A 24,710-nucleotide genomic window follows, 5' to 3' on the forward strand; every position below is an offset into this window, starting at 1 on the left:
CGAAAGGGGGAGCATATGATAGATTTAAAACTTGAAAATAGAAAAGGAAAGATTCATGTAAAGAGCAGTGAAGTAAAAGATATTTTAGAATTACGTCCAGACTTTGAATATGTACAAGATATATCAAATACTATAAATCAAGAAAACATATTAGTGTTTGATTGTCAACTGACAGGAAATTCTTTTGATATGGATGATTTAGATATAGAAGAAATATTAGAAGAATTGGGTGAAGAAATAGATGAGTCTTATTTCAATGTTTTATTTGAAGATGTAAGAGCTTATTTAAAAGATGCTACTGATGAGATAGAAGCAGATTTACAAGAAAATTACTTATTTGATAATTTGAGATGTTATTTTGATATATACAATATAAATCAAGAATTTACCGATTTTAAGTTTGTATTTTTAGTTTCTTTTAAAGATATAAAAATTTCTTCATTAGCAAACCTAGCTAAGATTGTTTCTAAAAGACAGCTTATAGGTGCATCTAAGTTTTATAGTTAAAATGGAATCGTATGGTGTTAAAAACTAGTAGCCTTGTAAAAACATTGGTTACTAGTTTTTTTATTTGTACATTTTCACAAAGTTTCAGAAAACTATTTACATTATTAAAAAAGTAATGTATATTAAACATAATGTACAGTATAATGGAAAAATAGAGTTGAGTTACTAAATGTATTAAACAACTAAATGATTTATTTTTAGCTTAGTATAGCAGGAGGAGAATTTATGCAAAATTTAAATGAAATAATTTCAGAAAATTTGAAAAAAATAAGGAAAGAAAAACACCTTAGTTTAGATAAGATTGCTCAACTTAGTGGAGTAAGTAAGAGTATGTTGTCCCAGATTGAGAAATGTGAGGTAAATCCTACTATATCTACTTTAAAGAAAATAACTAATGGACTAAAAATTTCATTTACATCATTGATGGAGAGACAGGAAAGTGATATAGAATTGGTTCAAAAAAGTGATGTGGACCATTTTATTGAGGATGATGGAAAATATATAAGTTATCCGATATTTCCATTTGATTCTAAAAGAAGATTCGAAATATTTATGATTGAAATAGAAGAGGGTGGAAATTTAGATTCAAATGCTGAACTTTCAGGGACACAAGAGTTTATAACTGTTTTTAGTGGTGAGGTAACCATCAAAATAAATGGAGATGATTATGTTGTGTGTAGTGGAAATTCTATAAGATTTAAAGCAGATGTATCACATATATATAGAAACTCAGGTAAGGGTATAGCTAAAATGAGCATGGTAGTATATTATGTATAAATAATTTGGTGAAGTATATAGTTATATTTAGATGTTTTTAGGTATGAGATTAAATAATAGGAGTGTGATTTATGATTATTAACAAAAAAGCTGTCTTTTTCTTTTGTAATGATTTAAAGAAAGACCCAGTAGCAAATAGTGTGATTAAATGTTGTGAGGAAATGATGGATTTAAAGCAAAGTGATATTGTCATTGATGAAAGTTTTGTATTAGAATTTACAGATAAAGACAATAATTTATTTCAGTTTGTAAAGACAAAAGATGTAATAAGTCATAATTACAAATATTACTTGCCAATTTTAAATAAATATTTCAAAGATTATAATTTTGCAGGTGTTGTAAATTGGCATGAGGGGGAAAATGCTCCAGAGCAGATTTTAACAGCTCATACGATTGGAGATGTACCAACAGGAGAGTTTGGAAATTCTAACCCAAGATACTTTAAAAACATAATTAATGCAATTGAAGATATAAAAAATGAAACTTCACTTGATGAATTTACTACATTAACAGAAGCAACCCATTGGTCTGGCACAACATATGGCGAAGAATCTAAACTAATTACAGAATATTCTGTACCTATGTTAGACATAGAGATAGGAAGTAGTAGTGATAGTTTTAATAATAAGGTGGCAATACAAGTATTAGCAAAAGCACTGGTTAGAGTATTTGATAATGATGAACCTTTAAAAACTTTATTATGTGTTGGAGGGGTTCATTTTGAAAAATCTTTTGCAGATATTATAAAAAATAAAGAATATAACATATCAATTGGACATGTACTGCCAAATCAGTGGATTGTAAGTGGGATGTATGATGATGAATTTGGATTTGAAAAATTAGAGAAATGTGTAAATAGTATTGAAGATGGAATTGATGGTATAGTTTTTCATGATAAATTAAAAGGTACTTATAAAGAGCAATGTCGTAAATTAGGTGAAAAACTTAATGTCCCTGTATTTAAACATAAAATATTAAAAAATCCAAAAGATTTGCCTATATGGTAGCTATATAATCAATATAAATAATAAGTCAGATTAATTTTTAAGTGAGGTCAAAAATGATATTATCTTATTTTGCATTATTAATTAGAGTAGTGCTATTAGCTTTTGAGAGAGTAGTTGTAAGGTTATTAGGCGATGAAGAAGGTGATATTTATAAAAATATAGCTTCATCATTTTTATTTTTCTTTATTGGAGGAGTATGTTTACTTCCATTTAGTTTAACGTATAAAGTTAGTGATTGGTCATTTTTAATACCATGTTATATAAGTAGCTTAGTTTACTCAATTGGCTCAGTAGCATATGTGACATCTTTAGCAACTGGTGAAGTTTCACTTGTGACTCCAATAAACAGTCTAAATTCATTGTTTCTATTACTTTTATCAGTTATATTTTTAGGTGAAGGTTTAAGTTTAGCCAAAGTTGCAGGAATCATAGTTATGATTGGTGGAGTGTTCATATTAAAAAAAGTAAGTTCTTTTCTAAAAAATGTATCCGTAATTTTTAACAACTTGCCATGTAGACTAATGTTTTTGTACATATTTTTACAATCAGTAGGGAGAGTGCTGGATAAGGCTTTTTTTGTACAAGTATCTCCTATACTATATTCGACTATACTTTATTTCTTTGTGGGATTAAATCTATTTGTATTCTTAGCATTTAAAAAGAAGCAAAAAGTAATTTATGAGATTTTTAGTAATAAAAAAGGTCTTTCAATTGTAAGTGGTGCTATTAATGGATATTCTTATTTAGCATTATTAATCGCTTTAAATAATCTAGAGCTTAGTATAGCTGAACCGTTTTCTCAGGTATCTATGATAATAACTTTGATACTTGCTCATTTTATATTCAAAGAAAATATAAAAGAAAAAATACCAGGTTCAATTTTAATACTAATTGGTGGATGGCTATTGTTACTTTAATCGTTCCATTAATTAAAAAGAAGTAATAAAGAAGTATAGATAATTAAAGTCAGTTTAATAAATAGCTAATACATAATTAATAAATAGGGAATATAAACATATTTATTTAGATAAATTCGTTTATATTCCCTATTTTGGTTATATTGATTTTTATATTTGATATAATATGAATCTCACAGATTATTAGTTCTTATGTCTAACTCTTAGTGGTATATCAAGTTCTTTTGCTAATTGCTTAGATTCTTCTATTTCTTCTGGAGATATTTCATCTACTACTGAGAAAGCCACCTCTTTTATATGTTTTTTGCAATCTCTTGCGAAATCTAACATATAATCAAATGATTTCTCCCCAAACTTTGGTTGTGTAACTCTATTATATGCTTCTTTATTTGGAGCATTAAGGCTTATTGATACTGCATCTATAACATCTTTTAATAGGATAGCTGTTTTTTTATTGTGTATTAAATCACTTAAACCATTTGTATTTATTCTTGTCTTTATGTTACTTTTTTCTTTTATAAACTTAGCAACTTCTACTAATTCATTTATTCTCATTAATGGTTCACCATATCCACAAAAGACAATTTCATCGTAGTCGTCTAAATTGTATTTGTTGAAGGCTTCTTTTACTTCGTCTATACTTGGTTCATGTTCCAACCATAGACTACCACTATTTGCTACTTCATCTTTTTCATTTCTTATGCAAAAAACACAACTACATGGACATGTATTAGTTATATTTACATAGATACTATTTTCAATTGTATATAAGATATTCATAATTTTCCCTCCATAAATTTAAATTCTTAATTAAAATAACGTCTTTTAAAGTCAAGTTTATCAAGTGCTATACCTAAAATTATAAAGACAATAAAACTTCCTATTGGCTGTAATAAACCGAGTAAGCTCATTATAAATGCACTTGTAAAGCTTCCAATGATTATTCCTTCAGCAAACATGTATAAGACTAACCCTACTATACCCGCTATAATCGAAGCAATTATATTTCTTTTATTTATTATCTTGTCACTTTTAGAAGTGAAAAATAATACAAGTATTGGCTTTATGATTATAGTTGGTATTACCCAAATAGCAGCACCTGTAGATAAATCAGCTAGACCAGCACCTATTGCAGAGGCTGCTATAGCGTAGTTTGTTGGTAAGATGGTTGCAGCAAGATAAATAAAAGCATCTCCTATATGAACATATCCATTATTTCCACCCACTGGGATATGTAGTATATACGCTATTGTCAAACATATTATGGATGCAAATAACGCAGAAGTAACAATATAGGTCGTTTTTTTAGAAGTAACTTTATTCATTTTTTCCAATATACTCCCTCCCTAGAAATCCAAAACTAAGATAATTGTAATGTTTTCTTATACATATATTAATATTAATCATACAATTTTCATAGTTTGTTTAGTGTTTTTTTTGTAAAATATAGATTGTACCCATTCAAATGTATATAAATAGAAACGTGGAATAGAGTAGTAGGCAAAGTAGAATATAATATGTGATGTATTAGAAGTGGATAAATTAGAGATAAAAAAATAATATAAGAGAGTCTACCCAATAGACTCTCTTATATTTGGGAAATTAAAGGCTATTTTGTTAGATAATAGCTAATTAATAAAAAAATATATTTATAAAATACTAATTTACTCTATTAGTAGCAGTTCCTGTTTCTATAACTTCTACAGCACTACTTAAACTAGAATAAACTATATTTTCTATCGCTGTACTAGTGAAGAAACCAAGGTGATGAGTGAATATAACTTGTTCCATAGAAAGAAGTTTGTTTATTTCTGGGTCAGTTAATTCGCCTGGATTCATCTTTTTATTTAAGAATAATCCTTCAGTTTCAAATGTATCAAGGGCAGCAGCTCTTATTTTTCCTGATTCTAGTGCTTCTATTAAGTCCCCTGTCTTAATTAAACCACCACGACCAGTATTTACTATATAAGCTCCATCCTTCATTATAGCTAGAGTATCTTTGTTTATCATATGTTTTGTTCCTTCAAGTAAAGGAGTATGTAATGTTATAAGGTCAGCTTCTTTTAAAAGGTCCTCTAAAGTATCTTTATAAGTTAATATATCATTTAAATCATTATTTGGATATTGGTCAAATGCAATTACGTTAGCCCCTAAGCCTTTGAATAGTTTTGCAGAAGTAGCACCTATTTTTCCAGTACCTATAACACCTACTGTAATAGATCTAACTTCTGTCCCAAGAAGTTCAGCTATCCAACGATAGTCACCTTCACAGACTTTTTTCTTTACTAAAGGAGTTTTTCTTAAAAGGTTCATAGCTTGAGTAACAGCTAATTCAGCTATTGCATTAGGTGAATAAGAAGGAACATTAGTAACAATAAGTCCATTTTCATTAACTAAACCAAAATGTATCATATCCATTCCTGCAGTTCTTGAAGCTATAACTTTAACCCCAGCATCTTTTAAAGTCTCATAAATATAAGGGTTATCTATATAGTTAGTTTGTTGTATAGATATACCATCATACCCTTTAGCTTTAACCACATTTTCTTCAGTCATGTTTTCAGGATAAATATCCACTTGAACATCCTTATGCTCTTCAGACCATTGTTTTATTACTGGTTCTTCATAATCGCGTGCTCCAAATACTAGTATTTTCATATCAATACCCTCCTGTAATTATTAAATTATATGGTAATCTTTCATTTAGAAATAATATGTAACATATAAGGCTATGTTTTTTATACAAAATTTTTAAGGTTAAAAATTTAGTTTTGAAATTGTTTTCCCTGTCATATTTCGATATTTAGTTATTTTTTATTTAATGTAATAATTGCTTTAAAAATTTATCAAAGAAATTGTTATTTTTTAGATTAAATATTATTAAAAATTTATCTAAGTTTGAAATTAGTTAACTAACTTGCTGATTAATTACAATGATAACATGTGTTTTTGAGTTTAGCAATGAAAACTTTTTTTGAAATGTCAAGCTTTTTCACAAAAAAATATATAAAAAAAACTTTTATATGCATAGAAAGGATGGCAAAATGCAATGGAGAGTTGCATAATGCCACGATATGAAAATAATAATTCAATTGTATATTGTTAAAAAACATTCAAATCAAGCGATATTTTGCTTAAATATAAAGTTGGCACGATAAATGCTTAACAATATAGGTGTAAGACAATAAAACAATAAAAAATAATTTTAATAATTTTTAAGTTATTTTAGATAAGATTAGGAACTTTGACATCAAATAGTTAATATCAGAAAAAGGTATTTCATGAGTGATTTAATCGAAATTTTATAATTGATACTATTAAGGAGGAAAACGTTATGCTTTTAGAAGGAGTTAAAGTAGTAGAACTTTCAAGTTTCATCGCAGCACCATGTTGTGCAAAAATGTTAGGTGACTGGGGTGCAGAGGTTATTAAGATTGAACCTATAGAAGGTGATGGAATAAGAGTTATGGGTGGAACATTTAAATCTCCAGCATCAGATGATGAAAACCCTATGTTTGAATTAGAAAATGGAAATAAAAAGGGTGTAAGTATTAATATAAAATCAAAAGAAGGAGTAGAAATATTACATAAATTATTATCAGAAGCAGACATATTTGTAACTAATGTTAGAGTTCAAGCATTAGAAAAAATGGGTATAGCTTATGACCAAATAAAAGATAAATATCCAGGATTAATATTCTCTCAAATATTAGGATATGGTGAAAAAGGACCTTTAAAAGATAAACCAGGATTTGACTACACTGCATACTTCGCAAGAGGAGGAGTTAGCCAATCTGTTATGGAAAAAGGAACATCTCCAGCAAATACAGCAGCAGGATTTGGTGACCACTATGCAGGTCTAGCATTAGCAGCAGGAAGTTTAGCAGCATTACATAAAAAAAGTCAAACTGGCAAAGGTGAAAGAGTAACAGTAAGTCTTTTCCATACAGCTATATATGGAATGGGAACAATGATAACAACAGCACAATACGGAAATGAAATGCCTTTATCAAGAGAAAATCCAAACAGCCCATTAATGACTACATATAAATGTAAAGATGGAAGATGGATTCAATTAGCTTTAATACAATACAACAAGTGGTTAGGCAAATTCTGTAAGGTTATAAATAGAGAATATATATTAGAAGACGATAGATACAATAACATAGATTCAATGGTTAATCATGTTGAAGATTTAGTTAAGATAGTTGGAGAAGCTATGTTAGAAAAAACATTAGATGAGTGGTCAGCTCTATTAGAAGAAGCAGACTTACCATTTGAAAAAATCCAAAGCTGTGAAGACTTATTAGATGACGAACAAGCTTGGGCAAACGACTTCTTATTTAAGAAAACATATGATAGCGGAAATACAGGTGTCTTAGTTAATACTCCAGTTATGTTTAGAAATGAAGGAATAAAAGATTATACACCAGCACCAAAAGTAGGTCAACATACTGTAGAAGTATTAAAATCTTTAGGTTATGATGAAGAAAAAATAAATAACTTCAAAGATAGTAAAGTTGTAAGATACTAATTAGTAATTCTAGATTTTATAAAAGGAGAATGCTAAAGATGTACACAATGGGATTAGATATAGGTTCAACTGCATCAAAGGGAGTAATTTTAAAAGATGGAGAAGATATTGTAGCTTATGAGACAATATCTTCTGGTACTGGGACTACTGGACCATCAAGAGTTTTAGAAAAATTATATGGCAAGACTGGTCTTGCAAGAGAAGACATTGAAAAAGTTGTAGTTACAGGATATGGAAGAATGAATTATTCAGATGCTGATAAGCAGATAAGTGAATTAAGCTGTCATGCCAGGGGAGTAAACTTCATAATTCCAGAGACAAGAACCATTATTGACATAGGTGGTCAAGATGCAAAGGTATTAAAGTTAGATAATAATGGAAGACTACTAAACTTTCTTATGAATGACAAGTGTGCTGCTGGTACAGGAAGATTTTTAGATGTAATGGCAAAGATAATAGAGGTTGATGTATCTGAACTCGGAAGTATATCTATGAATTCTCAAAATGAAGTGTCAATAAGCAGTACATGTACAGTATTTGCAGAGTCTGAGGTTATATCACATTTATCTGAAAATGCAAAAATTGAAGATATAGTGGCAGGTATTCATACTTCAGTAGCAAAGAGAGTTTCTAGCCTAGTAAAAAGAATAGGAGTACAAAGAAATGTAGTTATGGTTGGTGGAGTTGCTAGAAATAGTGGTATCGTAAGAGCTATGGCAAGAGAAATCAACACAGAAATTATTGTACCTGATATACCTCAATTAACGGGCGCTTTAGGAGCAGCATTATACGCTTTTGATGAGGCGAAAACATCACAAAAAGAAGTGAAAAATATATAAAAAGAGGGATGAAAATGTCTGAAAAAAAAGAAGCTAGAGTAGTAATAAATGATTTATTAGCTGAACAATATGCAAATGCATTTAAAGCTAAAGAAGAAGGAAGACCTGTAGGTTGGTCAACATCAGTATTTCCTCAAGAATTAGCAGAAGTATTTGACTTAAATGTATTATATCCAGAAAACCAAGCAGCTGGGGTAGCGGCTAAAAAAGGTTCTTTAGAATTATGTGAAATGGCTGAATCTAAAGGATATTCTATCGACCTATGTGCATATGCAAGAACAAATTTTGGTCTTTTAGAAAATGGTGGCTGTGAAGCTTTAGATATGCCAGCTCCAGATTTCCTACTTTGCTGTAACAATATATGTAACCAAGTTATAAAATGGTATGAAAATATTTCAAGAGAATTAGATATACCTCTAATAATGATTGATACAACTTTCAATAATGAAGATGAAGTTACTCAATCAAGAATTGATTATATTAAAGCTCAATTTGAAGAAGCTATAAAGCAATTAGAAATTATATCAGGAAAGAAATTTGACCCTAAGAAGTTTGAAGAAGTAATGAAAATATCAGCTGAGAATGGAAGACTATGGAAATACTCTATGAGTTTACCAGCAGATTCTTCTCCTTCACCAATGAATGGATTTGACTTATTTACTTACATGGCTGTAATAGTTTGTGCTAGAGGTAAAAAAGAAACTACAGAAGCATTTAAGTTACTTATAGAAGAATTAGAGGACAACATGAAAACTGGTAAATCTTCTTTCAGAGGAGAAGAAAAATACAGAATAATGATGGAAGGTATACCTTGTTGGCCATATATAGGATACAAAATGAAAACATTAGCTAAATTTGGAGTTAACATGACAGGTAGTGTTTACCCACATGCTTGGGCATTACAATATGAAGTTAATGATTTAGATGGAATGGCAGTAGCATACAGTACTATGTTTAACAATGTAAACTTAGACCGTATGACAAAATATAGAGTTGATTCTTTAATAGATGGTAAATGTGATGGAGCATTCTATCATATGAACAGAAGCTGTAAACTTATGAGTTTAATACAATATGAAATGCAAAGAAGAGCAGCTGAAGAAACTGGATTACCATATGCTGGATTTGATGGTGACCAAGCAGATCCTAGAGCTTTTACTAATGCTCAATTTGAAACAAGAATTCAAGGTTTAGTTGAAGTAATGGAAGAAAGAAAAAAACTTAATAGAGGTGAGATATAATGGAAGCTATTTTATCTAAAATGAAAGAAGTAGTTGAAAATCCAAATGCGGCTGTAAAAAAATATAAAGATGAAACTGGTAAAAAAGCTATAGGTTGTTTCCCAGTTTACTGCCCAGAAGAGATTATACATGCAGCTGGAATGCTTCCAGTTGGTATATGGGGAGGACAAACAGAATTAGATTTAGCTAAACAATATTTCCCTGCATTTGCATGTTCAATAATGCAATCATGTTTAGAATATGGATTAAAAGGTGCTTATGATGAATTATCTGGAGTTATTATACCAGGTATGTGTGATACATTAATTTGTCTAGGACAAAACTGGAAATCAGCAGTACCTCATATAAAATATATATCATTAGTACATCCACAAAATAGAAAACTTGAAGCTGGTGTAAAATACCTAATCAGTGAGTACAAAGGTGTAAAAAGAGAGCTTGAAGAAATATGTGGTTATGAAATAGAAGAAGCAAAAATTCATGAAAGTATAGAAGTTTACAATGAACATAGAAAAACTATGAGAGACTTTGTTGAAGTAGCTTATAAACATTCTAATACTATAAAACCATCAGTAAGAAGCTTAGTAATCAAAAGTGGATTCTTTATGAGAAAAGAAGAACACACTGAATTAGTAAAAGAATTAATAGCAAAATTAAATGCTATGCCAGAAGAAGTCTGTTCTGGAAAGAAAGTTTTATTAACAGGTATAGTAGCTGATTCTAAAGATATATTAGATATTTTAGAAGACAACAATATATCAGTTGTAGCAGATGATTTAGCTCAAGAAACAAGACAATTCAGAACAGATGTACCAGCAGGTGATGATGCGTTAGAAAGATTAGCAAGACAATGGTCAAACATAGAAGGATGTTCATTAGCTTATGACCCTAAGAAAAAACGTGGGTCACTTATAGTAGATGAAGTTAAAAAGAAAGATATAGATGGTGTTATCTTCTGTATGATGAAGTTCTGTGACCCAGAAGAATACGATTATCCTTTAGTTAAAAAAGATATAGAAGATAGTGGAATACCTACTTTATATGTTGAAATTGACCAACAAACTCAGAATAATGAACAAGCCAGAACTCGTATTCAAACTTTTGCTGAGATGATGAGTTTAGCGTAAGTTCATTAAAATAAATTTACTATAAAATGTGAAAATTGGAGGAAGCTATGTTATATAACAAAGAACAAGAACTTTTAAGAAAAGCAGTAAGAGATTTTGTTAGTAAAGAATTAGATACTTTACCAGCAGAAATGGATAAAACAGGTGTAATGCCTAAGGAATTAATCAAAAAGTTAGCTGAAACAAAATTTATAAGCAGTAATATTCCAGAAGAGTATGGTGGTGGGGGAGCAGGATATGTTTCTTATGCTATCATAATGGAAGAAATAGCTAGAAGATGTGCATCAACAGCTACTTTTGTTACAGCTGGTTCTTCTCTTGCTACATTACCAATACTTTACAATGGTACTGAAGAGCAAAAACAAAAATACTTAAAAGGTTTAGCAACAGGTGAATTAATAGGAGCATTTGGTTTAACTGAGCCAGGAGCTGGTTCTGATGCAGGTGGGCAACAAACAACAGCAGAATTAGTTGGAGACCACTACATCTTAAATGGTAGAAAAACTTTCATAACTAATGGACCATTCTGCGACATAGCTATAGTAATAGCAGTTACAGATAGAAGTAAAGGTCTTAGAGGTACATCAGCATTTATAGTAGAAAGTAAATGGGACGGTTTCTCGACAGGAGCTCATGAAGATAAAATGGGTATAAGAGGAACTGAAACTTCTGACTTAATATTTGAAAATGTTAAAGTTCCAAAAGAAAACCTTATAGGAAAAGAAGGTAATGGATTTAAAATAGCAATGGGTACTTTAGAAGTAGGTAGAATAGGTGTTGCTGCTCTAGCTCTAGGAATTGCTCAAGGTGCTTTAGATGAAGCTGTTAAATATACAAAACAAAGAGTTCAATTTGGTAAGCCTATAGCTAAATTCCAAAATACTCAATTTACTATAGCTGATATGGAAACAAAAGTTTGTGCAGCTAGAGGATTAGTTTACGATGCAGCACAAAAGAGAGATGCAGGAATGAGAGTTGCTCAAGAATCTGCAATGGCTAAATACTATGCAGCAGAAGTTGCAAATGAAGTTGCTTACAAAGCATTACAACTTCATGGTGGATATGGATTCATAAAAGATTATGAAATCGAAAGAATGTACAGAGACGCTAGAATCGTATCAATATACGAAGGAACATCAGAAGTTCAAAAAATGGTAATTTCATCAAACGTATTAAAATAATAAATAATCTAATGAAATTGGAGGTATAGACTTTGAAAATATTAGTTTGCGTAAAACAAGTTCCAGATACTAACGAAGTAAGAATAAATAAAGAAACAGGTACTCTTATAAGAGATGGAGTTCCAAGTATATTAAACCCAGATGATGCTAATGCATTAGAGGAAGCTTTAAAAATTAAAGATGAGCATGATGATGTAACTATAACAGTTATAACAATGGGACCTCCTCAAGCAGACTTTATGCTAAGAGAGTGTTTAGCTATGGGTGCTGATGATGCAATATTATTAAGTGATAGAGCATTTGGAGGAGCTGATACTTGGGCTACATCAAATACTATTGCAGCAGGTATAGCTAAAGTTGGAGATTATGACATAATATTTGCAGGAAGACAAGCAATAGATGGAGATACTGCACAAGTTGGACCACAAATTGCAGAGAAATTAGACATTCCTCAAGTTACATATGTACAAGACTTCAAAATAGAAGGAAAAGATATAATAGTTCAAAGACAATTAGAAGATGGATATGAATTAATAAAAGTAAGTACACCTGTACTTTTAACAGCAGTAAAAGAGTTAAATGCACCTAGATACATGTCTGTTGATAAAATAGTAAAAGCATATAAACATGATGTAAAAGTTTGGACAATTGATGATTTAGATGTAAATAAAGAAGAGGTTGGTTTAAAAGCATCACCAACTAAAGTATTTAGATCATTTACTCCTGAGCCAAGAGGAAAAGGAGAAATCTTAGAAGGTAAAGCTGATGAAATAGCTAACAAAATAATAATCGGTCTAAAACAAAAGCACATTATATAAGTTGGAGGAGTACAAACTATGAATGATATAAAAGATTTAAGTTCTTATAAAAACGTATGGATATTTGCAGAACAAAGAGAAGGAAAAATAGCTCCAGTAGTTATCGAATTATTAGGAGAAGGAAGAAAATTAGCTACAGAAGTAGATGCTGAGCTTTGTGCAGTATTATTAGGAAAAGATGTTGATGGATTAGCTAAAGAGTTAATCACTTTTGGAGCAGATAAAGTTTATGTTGCAGATGATGCTCTTTTAGAAAAATATACAACTGATGCATATACAAAAGTAATAAAAGATGCAATAGATGAAATAAAACCAGAAATAATGCTTTTCGGAGCAACTCATATAGGTAGAGATTTAGCACCTAGAATAGCTTCAAGAGTTGGAACTGGATTAACAGCTGACTGTACTAAGTTAGAAATAGACCCAGAAGATAAGAAAATAAAACAAACTCGTCCAGCATTTGGTGGAAACATAATGGCTACAATCATATGTCCAAACCATAGACCTCAAATGTCTACAGTTAGACCTGGTGTTATGGATAAAGCTGAACAAGACGAAACAAGAACTGGTGAAGTTATAGCATTAGACTATAAAATAACTCAAGATGATATAAGAACTACTGTTTTAGAAACAGTTAAAACTAAAAAAGATTTAGTATCTCTTACAGATGCAAATGTTATAGTATCAGGTGGTTTAGGATTAGGTGGACCAGAAGGATTTGAAATGCTTAAGAAATTAGCTGACAAATTAGGTGGAGTAGTTGGTTCTTCTCGTGCAGCTGTAGATGCTGGATGGATAGACCATTCTCACCAAGTAGGTCAAACAGGAACTACTGTTAAGCCAAACCTATACATAGCTTGTGGTATATCAGGAGCAATACAACATTTAGCAGGTATGCAATCATCAGATTTCATAATTGCTATAAACAAAAACCCAGCAGCTCCAATTTTAGAAATCGCTGATTATGGAGTAGTTGGAGATTTACATGAAATAGTACCAATGCTTATAGATAAATTAGATAGCGTTGATGATTTATTAGAAGCTATAAAAGCTTAATTGATACAAATTATATAAATATTACTGATTGAATAAGTCTTATTAGTTAGTAACATGATTATTAACCCTTTGATAAGTTGTTGCTAGTTTGTATTTGTCAGTTATTAAAAAGTCTGTTTGAATAAAATTTTACAATACAAGATAATCTAGATAATCCTTATATGTGTATTGCTTACAAAATGTGAGTCATACCCTATAAGGATTATCTTTATTTTTTTTGAATAAATCTTAAATTTAATTAAATTGTACTAAATAGACAAATAATTACTAAATGTGTGATAAAATACAATTAAAAGCAAAATGAAATTTTTAACAAACTATAATCATTAAAATTATATCTTAGTTACATTTTAATGAAGGAAGCTATTTAAAAAGACAAATATTACGAGGAGTTGGTTGTATGTGCTAATGGTATTTATTGTAAGCAAACAATAAATTTTGTATGTAGTTCAATAAATTACTTAATGAAAGGTGCGAATATTAATGGATAATAATTTAATAGGGCTTATAGAACATGTAGAAAATCCAGCTATTTTATGTAAGGAATCAGGCGAAATAATATATTGTAATCATCTAATAGATAGTATTTTTAGTTTTCTAGATATAAAAAAGCCTAAAAATATAAATGAATTAGATTCTAACTTTGACAAAAAAGAAATTCTGACAGATAGTAAAAAGAAAATAGCTTTCAGAGAATTAAGAATGAATGCACATATATACAATATGAAAGATAATAATAATGAAAATACTATAGTTTATTTATTTGAGAAATCTGTAATATCGGATAAAGTAGTTGAGGATATAATAGAACATATAGATGAAGTTGTCGTTGTATTTAACAAAGATGGGGTAATTGAAAAGATGAATAATGTCAGTGATGAGATATTACCTTTTAAAAGAACTGAAGTACTTGGTAGAAATATAACGGACCTTGTAAGACAAGGATTAGTAGAAGAACCAATAATATTAAATATGCTTAAAGTGAAGAAAAAGATTTATAGAAATATCGTTTACCCTGATGGAAAACTTATTGCCTATACAGCAGTTCCAAGATGGGACTCTAAAGGAAAACTTACAGGAGGAGTACTTACAGGAAGAGATATTTCAAGGGTCATTAAGCTTGAATCTCAGATAAGATATAGTGATATGTCAGAGGATACAGAGTATATAAGTCAAAGTAAGATTATGGATAACATAAAAAAAGTTGTCAAGAGAGCTGCAGCTTCGGATTCTTCTATATTTATAAATGGAGAATCAGGTGTAGGAAAAGAAATAATAGCAAGAACTATCTATAAGTACAGTTCAAGAAGGGAAAAACCTTTTATCGCAATAAACTGTGGAGCTATACCAAATGAACTATTAGAATCAGAGTTTTTTGGATATGAAGAAGGTTCTTTTACTGGAGCTAAGAAAAAAGGTAAAAAGGGACTTTTTGAAGAGGCAAACGGTGGAACTATCTTTTTGGATGAGATAGGTGAGTTACCAATGCAGATGCAAAAAAAATTACTTAGAGTTATACAAGAAAATACGATTACTAGAATAGGTGGTAGCAAACCTATAAAGATAGATGTTAGATATATAAGTGCTACTAATATTTCTCATGAAGACCTTAGAAATAACCTTAAATTTAGACAAGATTTATACTATAGATTGAGTGTTATTCCAGTAAAAATACCACCACTTAGAGAGAGAAAAGAAGATATAGTACCATTAGTAAATTATTTCTTAAAGCTTTACAATGAAAAGTATAATAGAGAAGTAGAAGTTTCACCTAAGGTTATTGAATTATTGGAAGAATATTCTTGGCCAGGTAACATAAGAGAATTGAAAAATATCATTGAAAGATTCGTAGTTTTATCAGCTAAAAATGTAATTGGAGAAGATGAATTTAATATGCTTATAAATCTAGATATGATTGATAATGAAACAGATGATTTATCACCAATAGTGGTAAATGGAATTATGAATCTTAATGATGCATATAAAATAGTAGACCAAATAATGATAAGTAAGGCTATAAATAAGTATGGTTCAATAACAAAGGCTGCTGAAGTTATAGGTATATATCCTTCTACTATTCATAGAAAGATAAAAAGTGGACACATTCATGTATAGTCAATTAGCTTAGAAAAGTAATTAGAATTGATGGAGTCTTACTTTTTAAGAGCTAATGATGGTCGATTACATAGAAAGCATAAACTGTTTGGCATAACTTAAAAAAAGAATAGATTAAGTTATGTTGATTTTGGACAACCTTTTTGGGAAATGTATGTACAACTTAAAAGAGATGGCTTAGAAATAAAATTAATTATTCCAAGTCATCTCTTTTCTTTTATAAATATTTAAAAGTTATATTAGTTTATAGAGTTAGCAGAACCTAAAACATCATCTATTTTGCTTTCAACTACAGCTTGTATAGCATCTCTACCAGCACCAATGTATTTTCTTGGGTCAAATTCTTTTGGATTTTCAGCTAAGAATTTTCTGATAGCAGCAGTCATAGCTAGTCTTAAGTCAGTATCCATGTTTATTTTACAAACAGCCATAGAAGATGCTTTTCTTAACATTTCTACAGGTACACCTTTAGCTCCAGCTATATTTCCACCAAATTCATTACATGTAGCAACTGCATTTTGGTCAACAGCAGATGCACCATGAAGAACTATTGGGAAACCTGGTAATTTGCTTTGGATTTCTTCTAGTATGTCGAATCTTAATTTAGCTTCTCCTTTGAATTTGAAAGCTCCATGAGAAGTTCCTATAGCTATTGCTAATGAATCAACTCCTGTTCTTTCAACAAACTCAACAGCTTCAGCTGGTTGAGTATATTTGTGAACATCAGAAGTAACATCATCTTCTGTTCCAGCTAAAACACCAAGTTCTGCTTCAACAACAACACCTTTAGAGTGTGCATATTCAACAGCTTCTTTAGTTATTCTAACATTTTCTTCAAAGTCAAAATGAGAACCATCTATCATAACTGAAGAGAAACCAGCATCAATACAAGTTTTAATAGCATCCATATTTGGGCCATGGTCTAAGTGAAGAGCTACGTCTACACCTATTTCATCAGAAGCAACTTTAACCATTTCAACTAATGTATGAGGTCCAGCATATTTAACAGCTGACATAGAAGCTTGTATCATAACATAAGAATTTTTAGCTTTAGCAGCTTTTAAAACACCTTGTAATTGTTCTAAGTCACTTATGTTAAATGCACCTATAGCAAATCCACCTTCATAAGCTTTTTTAAACATTTCTTTTGTAGTAATTAATGCCATTTTAAAACTCCTCCTATTAACTTTTAAAATTTACCCATCACTTATATTATAACGTTAAATCAAAAAAAGTATATAGTAAATTGTAATAACTATAAATTACAAGTATAATGTTAAATATAAGATAATAGGATTAGATAAAATAATAAAAAATATGAACGTTTTAAGAAGAATTAAGATAAAGGAGACCTAACAATGCCACAGATAAAAATAAGAGGAATTAATGAAAATGATATATGCAAAATAAGTGAAAAGATGATAGATGATTTAGTTGAAGCTGTAAAATGCCCAAGAGATTATTTTGAAATAGAATGTATAAAGTCAGTTGCAATAAGAGATGGTAAAATAGCAGATGTATATCCTTTTGTTGAAGTAGCTTGGTTTGATAGAGGGCAAGAAGTACAAGATATAGTAGCAAGAATAATAACTGATAGTATAAGAAATAATTTAGATGTAGAAAGTATGGATTTAGCATTTACAGTATTTGAAAAAGAAAAATATTATGAGAATGGAGAACATTTTTAATGGCTAAAAAGCAACGTATAGATAAAATTCTTTCAAATTTAGGTTATGGAAGTAGAAGTGAAATAAAGAAGTATTGTAAGCAGGGGTCTGTAGTAGTAAATGGGAGTGAAGTTTCAAATCCAGGAACTCAAGTAGACACTGAAAATGATGAAATATTGTTTAATGGAGAAGAAGTTATATATAGAGAATATATATATTTAATGATGAATAAACCAGATGGATATATATCAGCAACTACTGATAAATATGACCCAACGGTTTTAGATTTAATTGATTTATCATACTTAGCTTTTGAACCATTTCCTGTTGGAAGGTTAGATAAAGACACAGAGGGATTATTAGTTTTAACTAATGATGGGAAGCTTTCTCATAGAGTTTTATCTCCTAAGAAGCATGTGCCTAAGACTTATTATGCAAAAATTGATGGAGTAGTTACTGAAGAAGATGTAGAAGCTTTTTTAGAAGGTGTAGTGCTTGATGATGGATATAAAACTATGCCATCTCAGTTAAATATATTAAAGAGTGATGATGAATCAGAGATAGAACTTACAATACATGAAGGTAAGTTTCACCAAGTAAAAAGAATGTTTGAAAGTGTAGGCAAAAAAGTAGTATACTTAAAAAGATTGTCTATGGGTAATTTAAAATTGGATGAGAGCCTAGAATTAGGTGAGTATAGAGAGTTAACAGATGAAGAAGTAAAGATGATTGAAGAAAGATAATATAATAAATTGGAGGAAGGTTTGTGAAGAAAAAGGATATTGTAGAATTTGAAATAGATAAAATGGAATTTGGTGGTACATCATTAGGCCAAATTGGAGACAGAGTTATTCACATGAAGGGTGGAATAAGTGGTCAAAAGGTAAGAGCTGGTGTTAAAAAAGTTAGAAGTAAGAAAGCCGAAGTTAAGATGATAGAATTATTAGAGTACTCACCACTTGAAACTGAAGAAGCTTGCAAGCACTTTAGAGAGTGTGGAGGATGTACATTACTATCAGTACCATATGAAAAGCAATTGGAAATAAAAGAAAAACAAGTTATGGATTTATTCTTAAAGCAAGATTTATTTGGATTTCAATTTTTAGGGATAGAAGGAAGTCCAGAAAACAAATATTATAGAAATAAGATGGAGTATACTTTTGGAGATGAAGTAAAAAATGGACCTTTGACATTAGGGCTTCATAAAAAAGGAAAGCATATAGATATACAAACTGTTGAGGAGTGTATGTTAGTTGATGAGGACTTCTCAAAAATATTAGTTTCTAGTGTAGAGTTTTTTAATGAAAAAGAGCTTCCTTATTATAGAACAATGAATCATAAAGGATATCTGAGACATCTTGTAGTTAGAAAAGGGATTCATACTAATGAGATTATGGTTAATATAGTAACTTCTTCTCAAGAAGATTTTGACATGAACGAATTTAAGGACATGCTTTTAGGGATTGATTTCAAAGCTGAGTTAGTAGGGATACTTCATACTATTAATGATGGTTTAGCAGATGCAGTCCAATGTGATGAGTTAAGAGTGTTGTATGGAAGAGATTACATACAAGAAGAAATTTTAGGTCTTAAATTTAAGATTTCTCCATTTTCATTTTTCCAAACTAATACTAAGGGAGCCGAGGTTCTTTATAGTATTGCTAGAGAGTTTATTGGAGATTACAATGACAAGGTTGTGTTCGACTTGTATAGTGGGACTGGTTCTATTGGACAGGTTATGGCTGGTGCAGCTAAGAAGGTGTATGGTATTGAGATAGTCGAGGAAGCTGTTGTTGCGGCTAATGAGAATGCTAAGTTGAATGGGCTTACTAATTGTGAGTTTATTGCTGGGGATGTGGCGAAGGTTGTTAAGGATTTGAAGGACAAGCCTGATTTGATTATTGTTGACCCTCCTAGACCAGGTATTCATAAGGATGCTATTAGGGATATTTGTGGATTTGGCGCTAAGGAGATTGTTTATATTTCTTGTAATCCTAAGTCTTTGGTTGTGGATTTGGTTGATTTTAAGGGTTATGGTTATGAGATTAAGATGGTTAAGTGTATGGATATGTTCCCGAATACGCCACATGTTGAAACGGTGGCAAAGCTGGTTAAAAAGTAAGAAATAAAGTTCTTGAAAATGCCCATTTTACGGGGTTCTCAAGGGCTTTTTTATTTCATGGAGATTTAATTTTAAAGATTATGGACTGTGTTTTTGTTGATTTGGAGTTTTAATAGGGGTGAGAAGTAGAAAAAAGGTGTGGAGTTTTGCTAATAGAGTTTAACAATTTGGCAAAAGCATGAGCAAAAACTAAAGAATAATACCTTTTGCTAAAATATAATAAATCAGAATTATATAATGTGATTTAAAATAAAATTTTGAGAACTCGAAAAAAATATTGTACTTAAAAATATAGAGTGATAAAATATAAATAATAAGTTTAGTAAGAAGAGAGGTGCTAATGAGTGTCAATAAATTATAAAAGGTTATGGAAGATGTTAATTGATAAGGACATGTCTAAAGCAGATTTAAGAGAGAAAACAGGCATTGCACCTAGTACATTTTCTAAAATGTCGCGTAATGAGTATGTTTCAATGGAAGTTCTTGTTCGTATTTGCGATGCTTTAAGATGTCAACTAAGCGATATCGTGGAAGTTGAATTTCCGGAGGTGTCTAAAGAGCAATGAGCAAAAGAGGTAAAAGTCTAAAGATATTTCTTATGGATGGAGTAGCTACTGGTAGATGGATGTGTGAATTATCTAATTGGACTGGTAAGGCTTATAAAATCCCTAGAACGAGTTATAAAAAATGTATGGGTCGCGATGAACTGAGAAATCCTTCAGTATATTTTTTATTTGACTATGATGATGAGAATGGTAAGCCGCTTGTGTACATAGGAGAGACAGAGGATGCAATCCAACGATTAGGAGACCATATTAGAAGCGAAAATAAAAATTACTGGGTCGAAGCAATTGTTTTTATTAGTAAAGATGATCATTTAAATAAAGCACATATCAAATACTTAGAAAGTCGTTTTTATCAAATAGGTAAAGAGGCAGAGCGATATGAAATAATGAATTCTAATCCACCTAAGAAATCATCTGTTTCTGAAGCAGAAGAGAGTGAAATGGAGGAGTTTATTGATAATGTTAAACTGGTAGTTTCAGCTTTAGGGCATAAAGTATTTGAAACATTAGTTCCGGTCGTAGAAGTTGAGAAAAAGGAAACTGGAGAAGTATCAAGTGAGAATCTATATATTAAAAATAATAAAGGCTTATCAGCAACAGGTATAGTTGCTCCAGATGGGTTTATTGTACTAAAGGGTTCTGGTATTAATGACGCTTTATCAGAGAAGTCACTTTCAGATAATATTGTTAAGTTAAGAAAACAATACTTATCAGACGGAACGATAGAAAATGGTTAATTTACTAAAAATACATTATTCTCAAGTCCATCAGCTGCAGCTACTTTTATATGTGGGCAAAGTAGGAGTGGTCCTCAAATGTGGAAAAATAAAGATGGAAAGACATTAAAAGAAATAAGTGAAGAATAAAACTAAGGAGGAGTTGTAATGACAGATTCAAAATTAGCCCCTGTAATGTTTGATGATACATCAATAAATGTAAGTAAGGAAGTAGATTTGGTATTCTCAATAGCCAATACTCTTCGTGGAACATATAAGTCTGATAAATACAAAGATGTAATTATTCCTATGATTATTATTCGTAGACTAGAGTGTGCTCTTGAGCCAACTAAAATGAAGGTAGTAGAAATGTACGAAAGAAATCCTGGCACACCTGAACGTGTACTAATAAAAGCTTCAGGATTTCAATTTTATAATACTAGCAGATATACATTAAAGGAGCTATTAAATGATTCAACAAATATAGCAGCAAATTTCGTTAGTTATATAGAAGGATTTTCATCAAATGTTCAAGAGATTATAAGAAGTCTTGACTTTGAGAAAGAAATTGAGAAGATGGATAAAAACCACCGTCTATTAGGTGTTATAAAGAAGTTTTCAGAATTAGATCTTAATCCACACACAATAGATGGAATAAAGATGGGATATATGTTTGAAGAGATAATTCGTAAATTCTCTGAAAATGCAGAAGCTGGTGACCACTATACGCCGAGAGAGGTTATTAGATTATTAGTAAATATAATATTAGCAGAAGGCTGCGATGATCTTTATGAGGAGGGTAAAGTAACTACAGTTTTAGACATGGCATGCGGTACGGGTGGAATGTTATCTACAACTTTTGATTTTATTAGAAGACATAATCCAAATGCAGATGTAAGGTTGTTTGGACAAGAAATAAACCCGGAATCATATGCTATTTGCCTAGCAGATATATTGATAAAAGGACAAAATGCGGAGAACATTAAATTTCAAGATACTATGAAAAAGGATTCATTTGAAGAACAATCAATGAGAATTGTCATTGCAAATCCTCCATTTGGAACACCATGGGGAGGAAAGGATGCTGCTGAAGGGGTAGAAAAAGCAGTAAGAGCGGAAAATGCCAAAAAAGGAGGACGATTCGCAGCAGGTTTACCTGGTACTGGTGATATGCAATTATTATTTATGCAACATGCAATCCATAAAATGGATGAGAATTATGGAAGAGCAGCAATCATAACAAATGGATCACCACTATTTTCAGGGAATACAACTAGTGGGGAAAGTCAAATTAGAAGATATATGTTAGAGAATGACTTAGTCGAAGCGATAATAGCTTTGCCTAGCCAATTATTTTACAACACTGATATTGGTATCTATGCATTTATTTTATCTAAGAATAAGAGAAAAGAGAGAAAGGGAAAAGTACAGTTAATTAATGCTGTAGATATGTTTAAACCCCTTCGTAAATCTTTAGGGAAAAAGAGAAAAGAAATTTCACGTGATGATATTAAAACTATTACTGAGATTTATGCAGAATTTAAACCAAATAAATATTGTAAGATTTTTGATAATGAAGAGTTTATGTATAAAGAGTATGCTGTTTATCAACCTTTGCAAAGAACCGGAAAAATAACTGAAGAAACGATAGATTTATTGAAAAATAGTGCATTCTTTACAGCTAATGCTCATCTTTTTAATGGGAATGATTATGAAGAACTTTTAGAAATGAATCCACGAAGTGCTGCTGAAGAAAAGAAGTTTAAAAAGTTTGAACAAGGAAAAACATTTATAGAAAATATACTAGATATACTATCAAATAATATATCTGAAAAGGAATATAAAGATTACTCAACTTTTGTAAAATTATTAAAAGAGTTATTAGGAAAAGTTGAAGGTATGACTCCAAGTCGATTAGGAGCTATTGCAATGGAGTTATCATATATGGATAAGACTGCAATAGTTCAAAAAGATAAGAATAAAGAAGTAATATTTGATACCACAACTAAAGACATCGAATTAGTTAAATTAACACAGGCTATAGAAGAGTATTTTAAGGCAGAAGTATATCCTTTTATACCAGATGCTCATTATGTATATGAATTTGATGAAAGTAAAAAGGCTAGTGCAACTAATAAAGAAAAATTAGGAGCAGAGTTTCCAATTACTAGAATGTTTTATAAACATCATGAACCAGAAAAAGCAGATACTTTACTAAATCAGTTTATGGAATATGAAAAACAATTACAAGAATTGATTAAAAATATATAGAAAGTGAGGCTTGAATTATGGAAGAAAAAACAAAAAAAAGGCCTAGCGGACTAGAGTGGATAAAAGATATTCCATTTGATTGGGAATGCACTAAAGTAAAGTTCTTTTACAAATATCAAGCTGGTGGTACCCCAGATACCACAAACATGGAATTTTATGATGGTGATAATAAATGGGTAACTATAGGGGATATGAATAAAAAGTTTATTAATGATACTACTACTAAACTTACTGATAAGGGAATTAGAGAAGCAAATATTAAAATTTCTGAAAAAGGTAGTTTATTGTTTAGTTTCAAGCTTTCAATTGGTAAGGTTGCAATTTGTGATGAAGATTTATATACTAATGAAGCTATTATTACAATAAACTATAAAAATTGTTCTAATGATATAGGATATTTATACTATGCTATGCCTATTTTTGTTACAGAAAATGCAAATACTAATATTTATGGTGCAAAGCTACTTAATAAAGAATTAATCCAAAATGCTAAAATATTTATACCACCAATACAAGAGCAAAAAAAGATAGCAGAATTTTTAAATGTAAAGTGTAATGAAATAGATAGGGTAATATCAGTATTGGAATCTCAAGTTAAAACACTTAATAAGTTAAAAAAATCTATTATTATTGAAACAATTTCAATAGGTTTAAATAAGAATGTGGAATTTAAATCATCAGATACAGATTATTCTAAAAAATGTCCTAAACATTGGATACGAACAAGAGTAAAATTTCTTTGTGATATGAGAAGTGGTAGTGCTATTACAGCAGAAGAAATTGAAGATAGTGGAAAATATCTAGTTTATGGTGGAAATGGAATTAGAGGGTATTATTCTCAGTACACAAATTGTGGAGAGAATGTACTTATAGGTAGGCAAGGTGCATTATGTGGAAATGTTCATTATGCTAAAGGAAAGTATTGGGCATCTGATCATGCTATTGTTACTTATAATTACTCAAATGTAGACAATAAGTTTTTATATTATCTATTTAATGCTATGAATTTAAACCAATATTCACAGAGTGCGGCACAACCTGGATTAGCAGTTTCTACTATTCAGAGACTAAATGTATGTGTTCCTGAAACAATTATGGAACAACGAGATATTGTGGAGTATTTAGATAAAAAAATAAGTGCTATAGATGTATTAATAGAGAATAAGTTAAATTCAATTAAAACAATAGTTGAATATGAAAAATCATTAATATTTGAATATGTAACTGGTAAAAAAAGAGTATAGGGGGA

Annotated in this window: 23 protein-coding genes and 1 pseudogene; 20 read left to right on the forward strand and 4 right to left on the reverse strand. The window is 30.3% G+C overall.

Annotated elements, in window-relative coordinates; translation table 11 throughout:
- Positions 1-15 precede the first annotated feature (15 nt).
- From ACTG46_RS02280 to ACTG46_RS02295, 4 genes are all read left to right on the forward strand, one after another.
- Entirely contained in the window at positions 16-507 is a 492-nt protein-coding gene (locus tag ACTG46_RS02280) for a hypothetical protein (RefSeq protein WP_021382913.1), read from the forward strand.
- 225 nt (positions 508-732) lie between these two features.
- On the forward strand, positions 733-1,284 hold the full coding sequence (locus tag ACTG46_RS02285; RefSeq protein ID WP_479923514.1) for a helix-turn-helix domain-containing protein: 552 nt from the start codon (positions 733-735) through the stop codon (positions 1,282-1,284).
- A 71-nt stretch (positions 1,285-1,355) separates the two neighbouring features.
- Positions 1,356-2,291 (forward strand): D-aminoacyl-tRNA deacylase, encoded by a 936-nt coding sequence (locus ACTG46_RS02290; RefSeq protein ID WP_479923515.1) that lies wholly within the window; start codon positions 1,356-1,358, stop codon positions 2,289-2,291.
- Positions 2,292-2,344: 53 nt separating this feature from the next.
- Complete coding sequence (locus ACTG46_RS02295) at positions 2,345-3,208, forward strand: EamA family transporter (protein WP_054268931.1); 864 nt, start codon at positions 2,345-2,347, stop codon at positions 3,206-3,208.
- A 183-nt stretch (positions 3,209-3,391) separates the two neighbouring features.
- Here the strand turns inward: ACTG46_RS02295 and ACTG46_RS02300 are convergent, their stop codons facing one another.
- From ACTG46_RS02300 to ACTG46_RS02310, 3 genes are all read right to left on the reverse strand, one after another.
- Complete coding sequence (locus tag ACTG46_RS02300) at positions 3,392-3,988, reverse strand: TIGR04100 family radical SAM protein (RefSeq protein WP_167639817.1); 597 nt, start codon at positions 3,986-3,988, stop codon at positions 3,392-3,394.
- A 26-nt stretch (positions 3,989-4,014) separates the two neighbouring features.
- On the reverse strand, positions 4,015-4,542 hold the full coding sequence (locus ACTG46_RS02305; RefSeq protein ID WP_054268933.1) for a TIGR04002 family protein: 528 nt from the start codon (positions 4,540-4,542) through the stop codon (positions 4,015-4,017).
- A 325-nt stretch (positions 4,543-4,867) separates the two neighbouring features.
- Positions 4,868-5,866: a D-2-hydroxyacid dehydrogenase gene (locus tag ACTG46_RS02310; protein WP_054268934.1), complete on the reverse strand. Its 999-nt coding sequence runs from the start codon at positions 5,864-5,866 to the stop codon at positions 4,868-4,870.
- Positions 5,867-6,542: 676 nt separating this feature from the next.
- On the opposite strand from ACTG46_RS02310, the gene hadA reads away from it, so the two are divergent.
- The 8 genes from hadA (at position 6,543) to ACTG46_RS02350 (ending at position 16,119) form a co-directional block, all read left to right on the forward strand.
- On the forward strand, positions 6,543-7,742 hold the full coding sequence (hadA, locus tag ACTG46_RS02315) for an isocaprenoyl-CoA:2-hydroxyisocaproate CoA-transferase HadA (RefSeq protein ID WP_054268935.1): 1,200 nt from the start codon (positions 6,543-6,545) through the stop codon (positions 7,740-7,742).
- 38 nt (positions 7,743-7,780) lie between these two features.
- Positions 7,781-8,581: a 2-hydroxyisocaproyl-CoA dehydratase activator HadI gene (hadI, locus tag ACTG46_RS02320; RefSeq protein WP_021382982.1), complete on the forward strand. Its 801-nt coding sequence runs from the start codon at positions 7,781-7,783 to the stop codon at positions 8,579-8,581.
- Between the two features lie 14 nt (positions 8,582-8,595).
- Positions 8,596-9,822: a (R)-2-hydroxyisocaproyl-CoA dehydratase subunit alpha gene (gene hadB / locus ACTG46_RS02325; RefSeq protein WP_074179972.1), complete on the forward strand. Its 1,227-nt coding sequence runs from the start codon at positions 8,596-8,598 to the stop codon at positions 9,820-9,822.
- The gene (gene hadC, locus ACTG46_RS02330) at positions 9,822-10,949 is read left to right on the forward strand and encodes a (R)-2-hydroxyisocaproyl-CoA dehydratase subunit beta (protein WP_054268937.1); all 1,128 of its coding nucleotides are present in this window, start codon (positions 9,822-9,824) and stop codon (positions 10,947-10,949) included. The genes hadB and hadC overlap by 1 nt, the downstream gene beginning before the upstream one ends.
- A gap of 47 nt (positions 10,950-10,996) precedes the next feature.
- Positions 10,997-12,130: a putative isocaproyl-CoA dehydrogenase AcdB gene (gene acdB / locus ACTG46_RS02335; RefSeq protein WP_021382942.1), complete on the forward strand. Its 1,134-nt coding sequence runs from the start codon at positions 10,997-10,999 to the stop codon at positions 12,128-12,130.
- Positions 12,131-12,162: 32 nt separating this feature from the next.
- The gene (etfB, locus tag ACTG46_RS02340; protein WP_054268938.1) at positions 12,163-12,948 is read left to right on the forward strand and encodes an electron transfer flavoprotein subunit beta; all 786 of its coding nucleotides are present in this window, start codon (positions 12,163-12,165) and stop codon (positions 12,946-12,948) included.
- Positions 12,949-12,966: 18 nt separating this feature from the next.
- Positions 12,967-14,004 carry an electron transfer flavoprotein subunit alpha/FixB family protein gene (locus ACTG46_RS02345; RefSeq protein WP_021382901.1) on the forward strand — a complete coding sequence of 346 codons (1,038 nt, stop codon included), beginning with the start codon at positions 12,967-12,969 and terminating at the stop codon, positions 14,002-14,004.
- Positions 14,005-14,487: 483 nt separating this feature from the next.
- Positions 14,488-16,119, forward strand: a complete 1,632-nt coding sequence (locus ACTG46_RS02350; RefSeq protein ID WP_054268939.1) for a sigma-54 interaction domain-containing protein — start codon at positions 14,488-14,490, stop codon at positions 16,117-16,119.
- A gap of 239 nt (positions 16,120-16,358) precedes the next feature.
- Here the strand turns inward: ACTG46_RS02350 and fba are convergent, their stop codons facing one another.
- The gene (gene fba, locus ACTG46_RS02355; protein ID WP_054268940.1) at positions 16,359-17,285 is read right to left on the reverse strand and encodes a class II fructose-1,6-bisphosphate aldolase; all 927 of its coding nucleotides are present in this window, start codon (positions 17,283-17,285) and stop codon (positions 16,359-16,361) included.
- Between the two features lie 192 nt (positions 17,286-17,477).
- Here fba and ACTG46_RS02360 point away from each other — a divergent pair, with 192 nt between their 5' ends.
- From ACTG46_RS02360 to ACTG46_RS02395, 8 genes and pseudogenes are all read left to right on the forward strand, one after another.
- Positions 17,478-17,807, forward strand: a complete 330-nt coding sequence (locus tag ACTG46_RS02360) for a DUF1904 domain-containing protein (protein ID WP_003427754.1) — start codon at positions 17,478-17,480, stop codon at positions 17,805-17,807.
- Positions 17,807-18,529, forward strand: coding sequence for a pseudouridine synthase (locus ACTG46_RS02365; RefSeq protein ID WP_231301296.1), 723 nt, complete (start codon positions 17,807-17,809; stop codon positions 18,527-18,529). The genes ACTG46_RS02360 and ACTG46_RS02365 overlap by 1 nt, the downstream gene beginning before the upstream one ends.
- A gap of 23 nt (positions 18,530-18,552) precedes the next feature.
- Positions 18,553-19,908 carry a 23S rRNA (uracil(1939)-C(5))-methyltransferase RlmD gene (rlmD, locus tag ACTG46_RS02370; protein ID WP_479923516.1) on the forward strand — a complete coding sequence of 452 codons (1,356 nt, stop codon included), beginning with the start codon at positions 18,553-18,555 and terminating at the stop codon, positions 19,906-19,908.
- Between the two features lie 374 nt (positions 19,909-20,282).
- Positions 20,283-20,474, forward strand: a complete 192-nt coding sequence (locus ACTG46_RS02375; protein WP_479924055.1) for a helix-turn-helix domain-containing protein — start codon at positions 20,283-20,285, stop codon at positions 20,472-20,474.
- A complete protein-coding gene (locus ACTG46_RS02380; protein ID WP_407813720.1) occupies positions 20,471-21,211 on the forward strand; it encodes a GIY-YIG nuclease family protein in 741 nt (246 codons plus the stop codon). The genes ACTG46_RS02375 and ACTG46_RS02380 overlap by 4 nt, the downstream gene beginning before the upstream one ends.
- Positions 21,212-21,223: 12 nt before the next feature.
- Positions 21,224-21,340 (forward strand): annotated as a pseudogene (locus ACTG46_RS02385) (DUF4357 domain-containing protein); the annotation flags it as partial.
- A gap of 18 nt (positions 21,341-21,358) precedes the next feature.
- Entirely contained in the window at positions 21,359-23,461 is a 2,103-nt protein-coding gene (locus tag ACTG46_RS02390) for a type I restriction-modification system subunit M (RefSeq protein WP_479923517.1), read from the forward strand.
- A gap of 17 nt (positions 23,462-23,478) precedes the next feature.
- Positions 23,479-24,705, forward strand: coding sequence for a restriction endonuclease subunit S (locus tag ACTG46_RS02395; RefSeq protein WP_407813722.1), 1,227 nt, complete (start codon positions 23,479-23,481; stop codon positions 24,703-24,705).
- Positions 24,706-24,710 lie beyond the last annotated feature (5 nt).

Source organism: Clostridioides sp. LIBA-7678 (genome assembly GCF_056716065.1).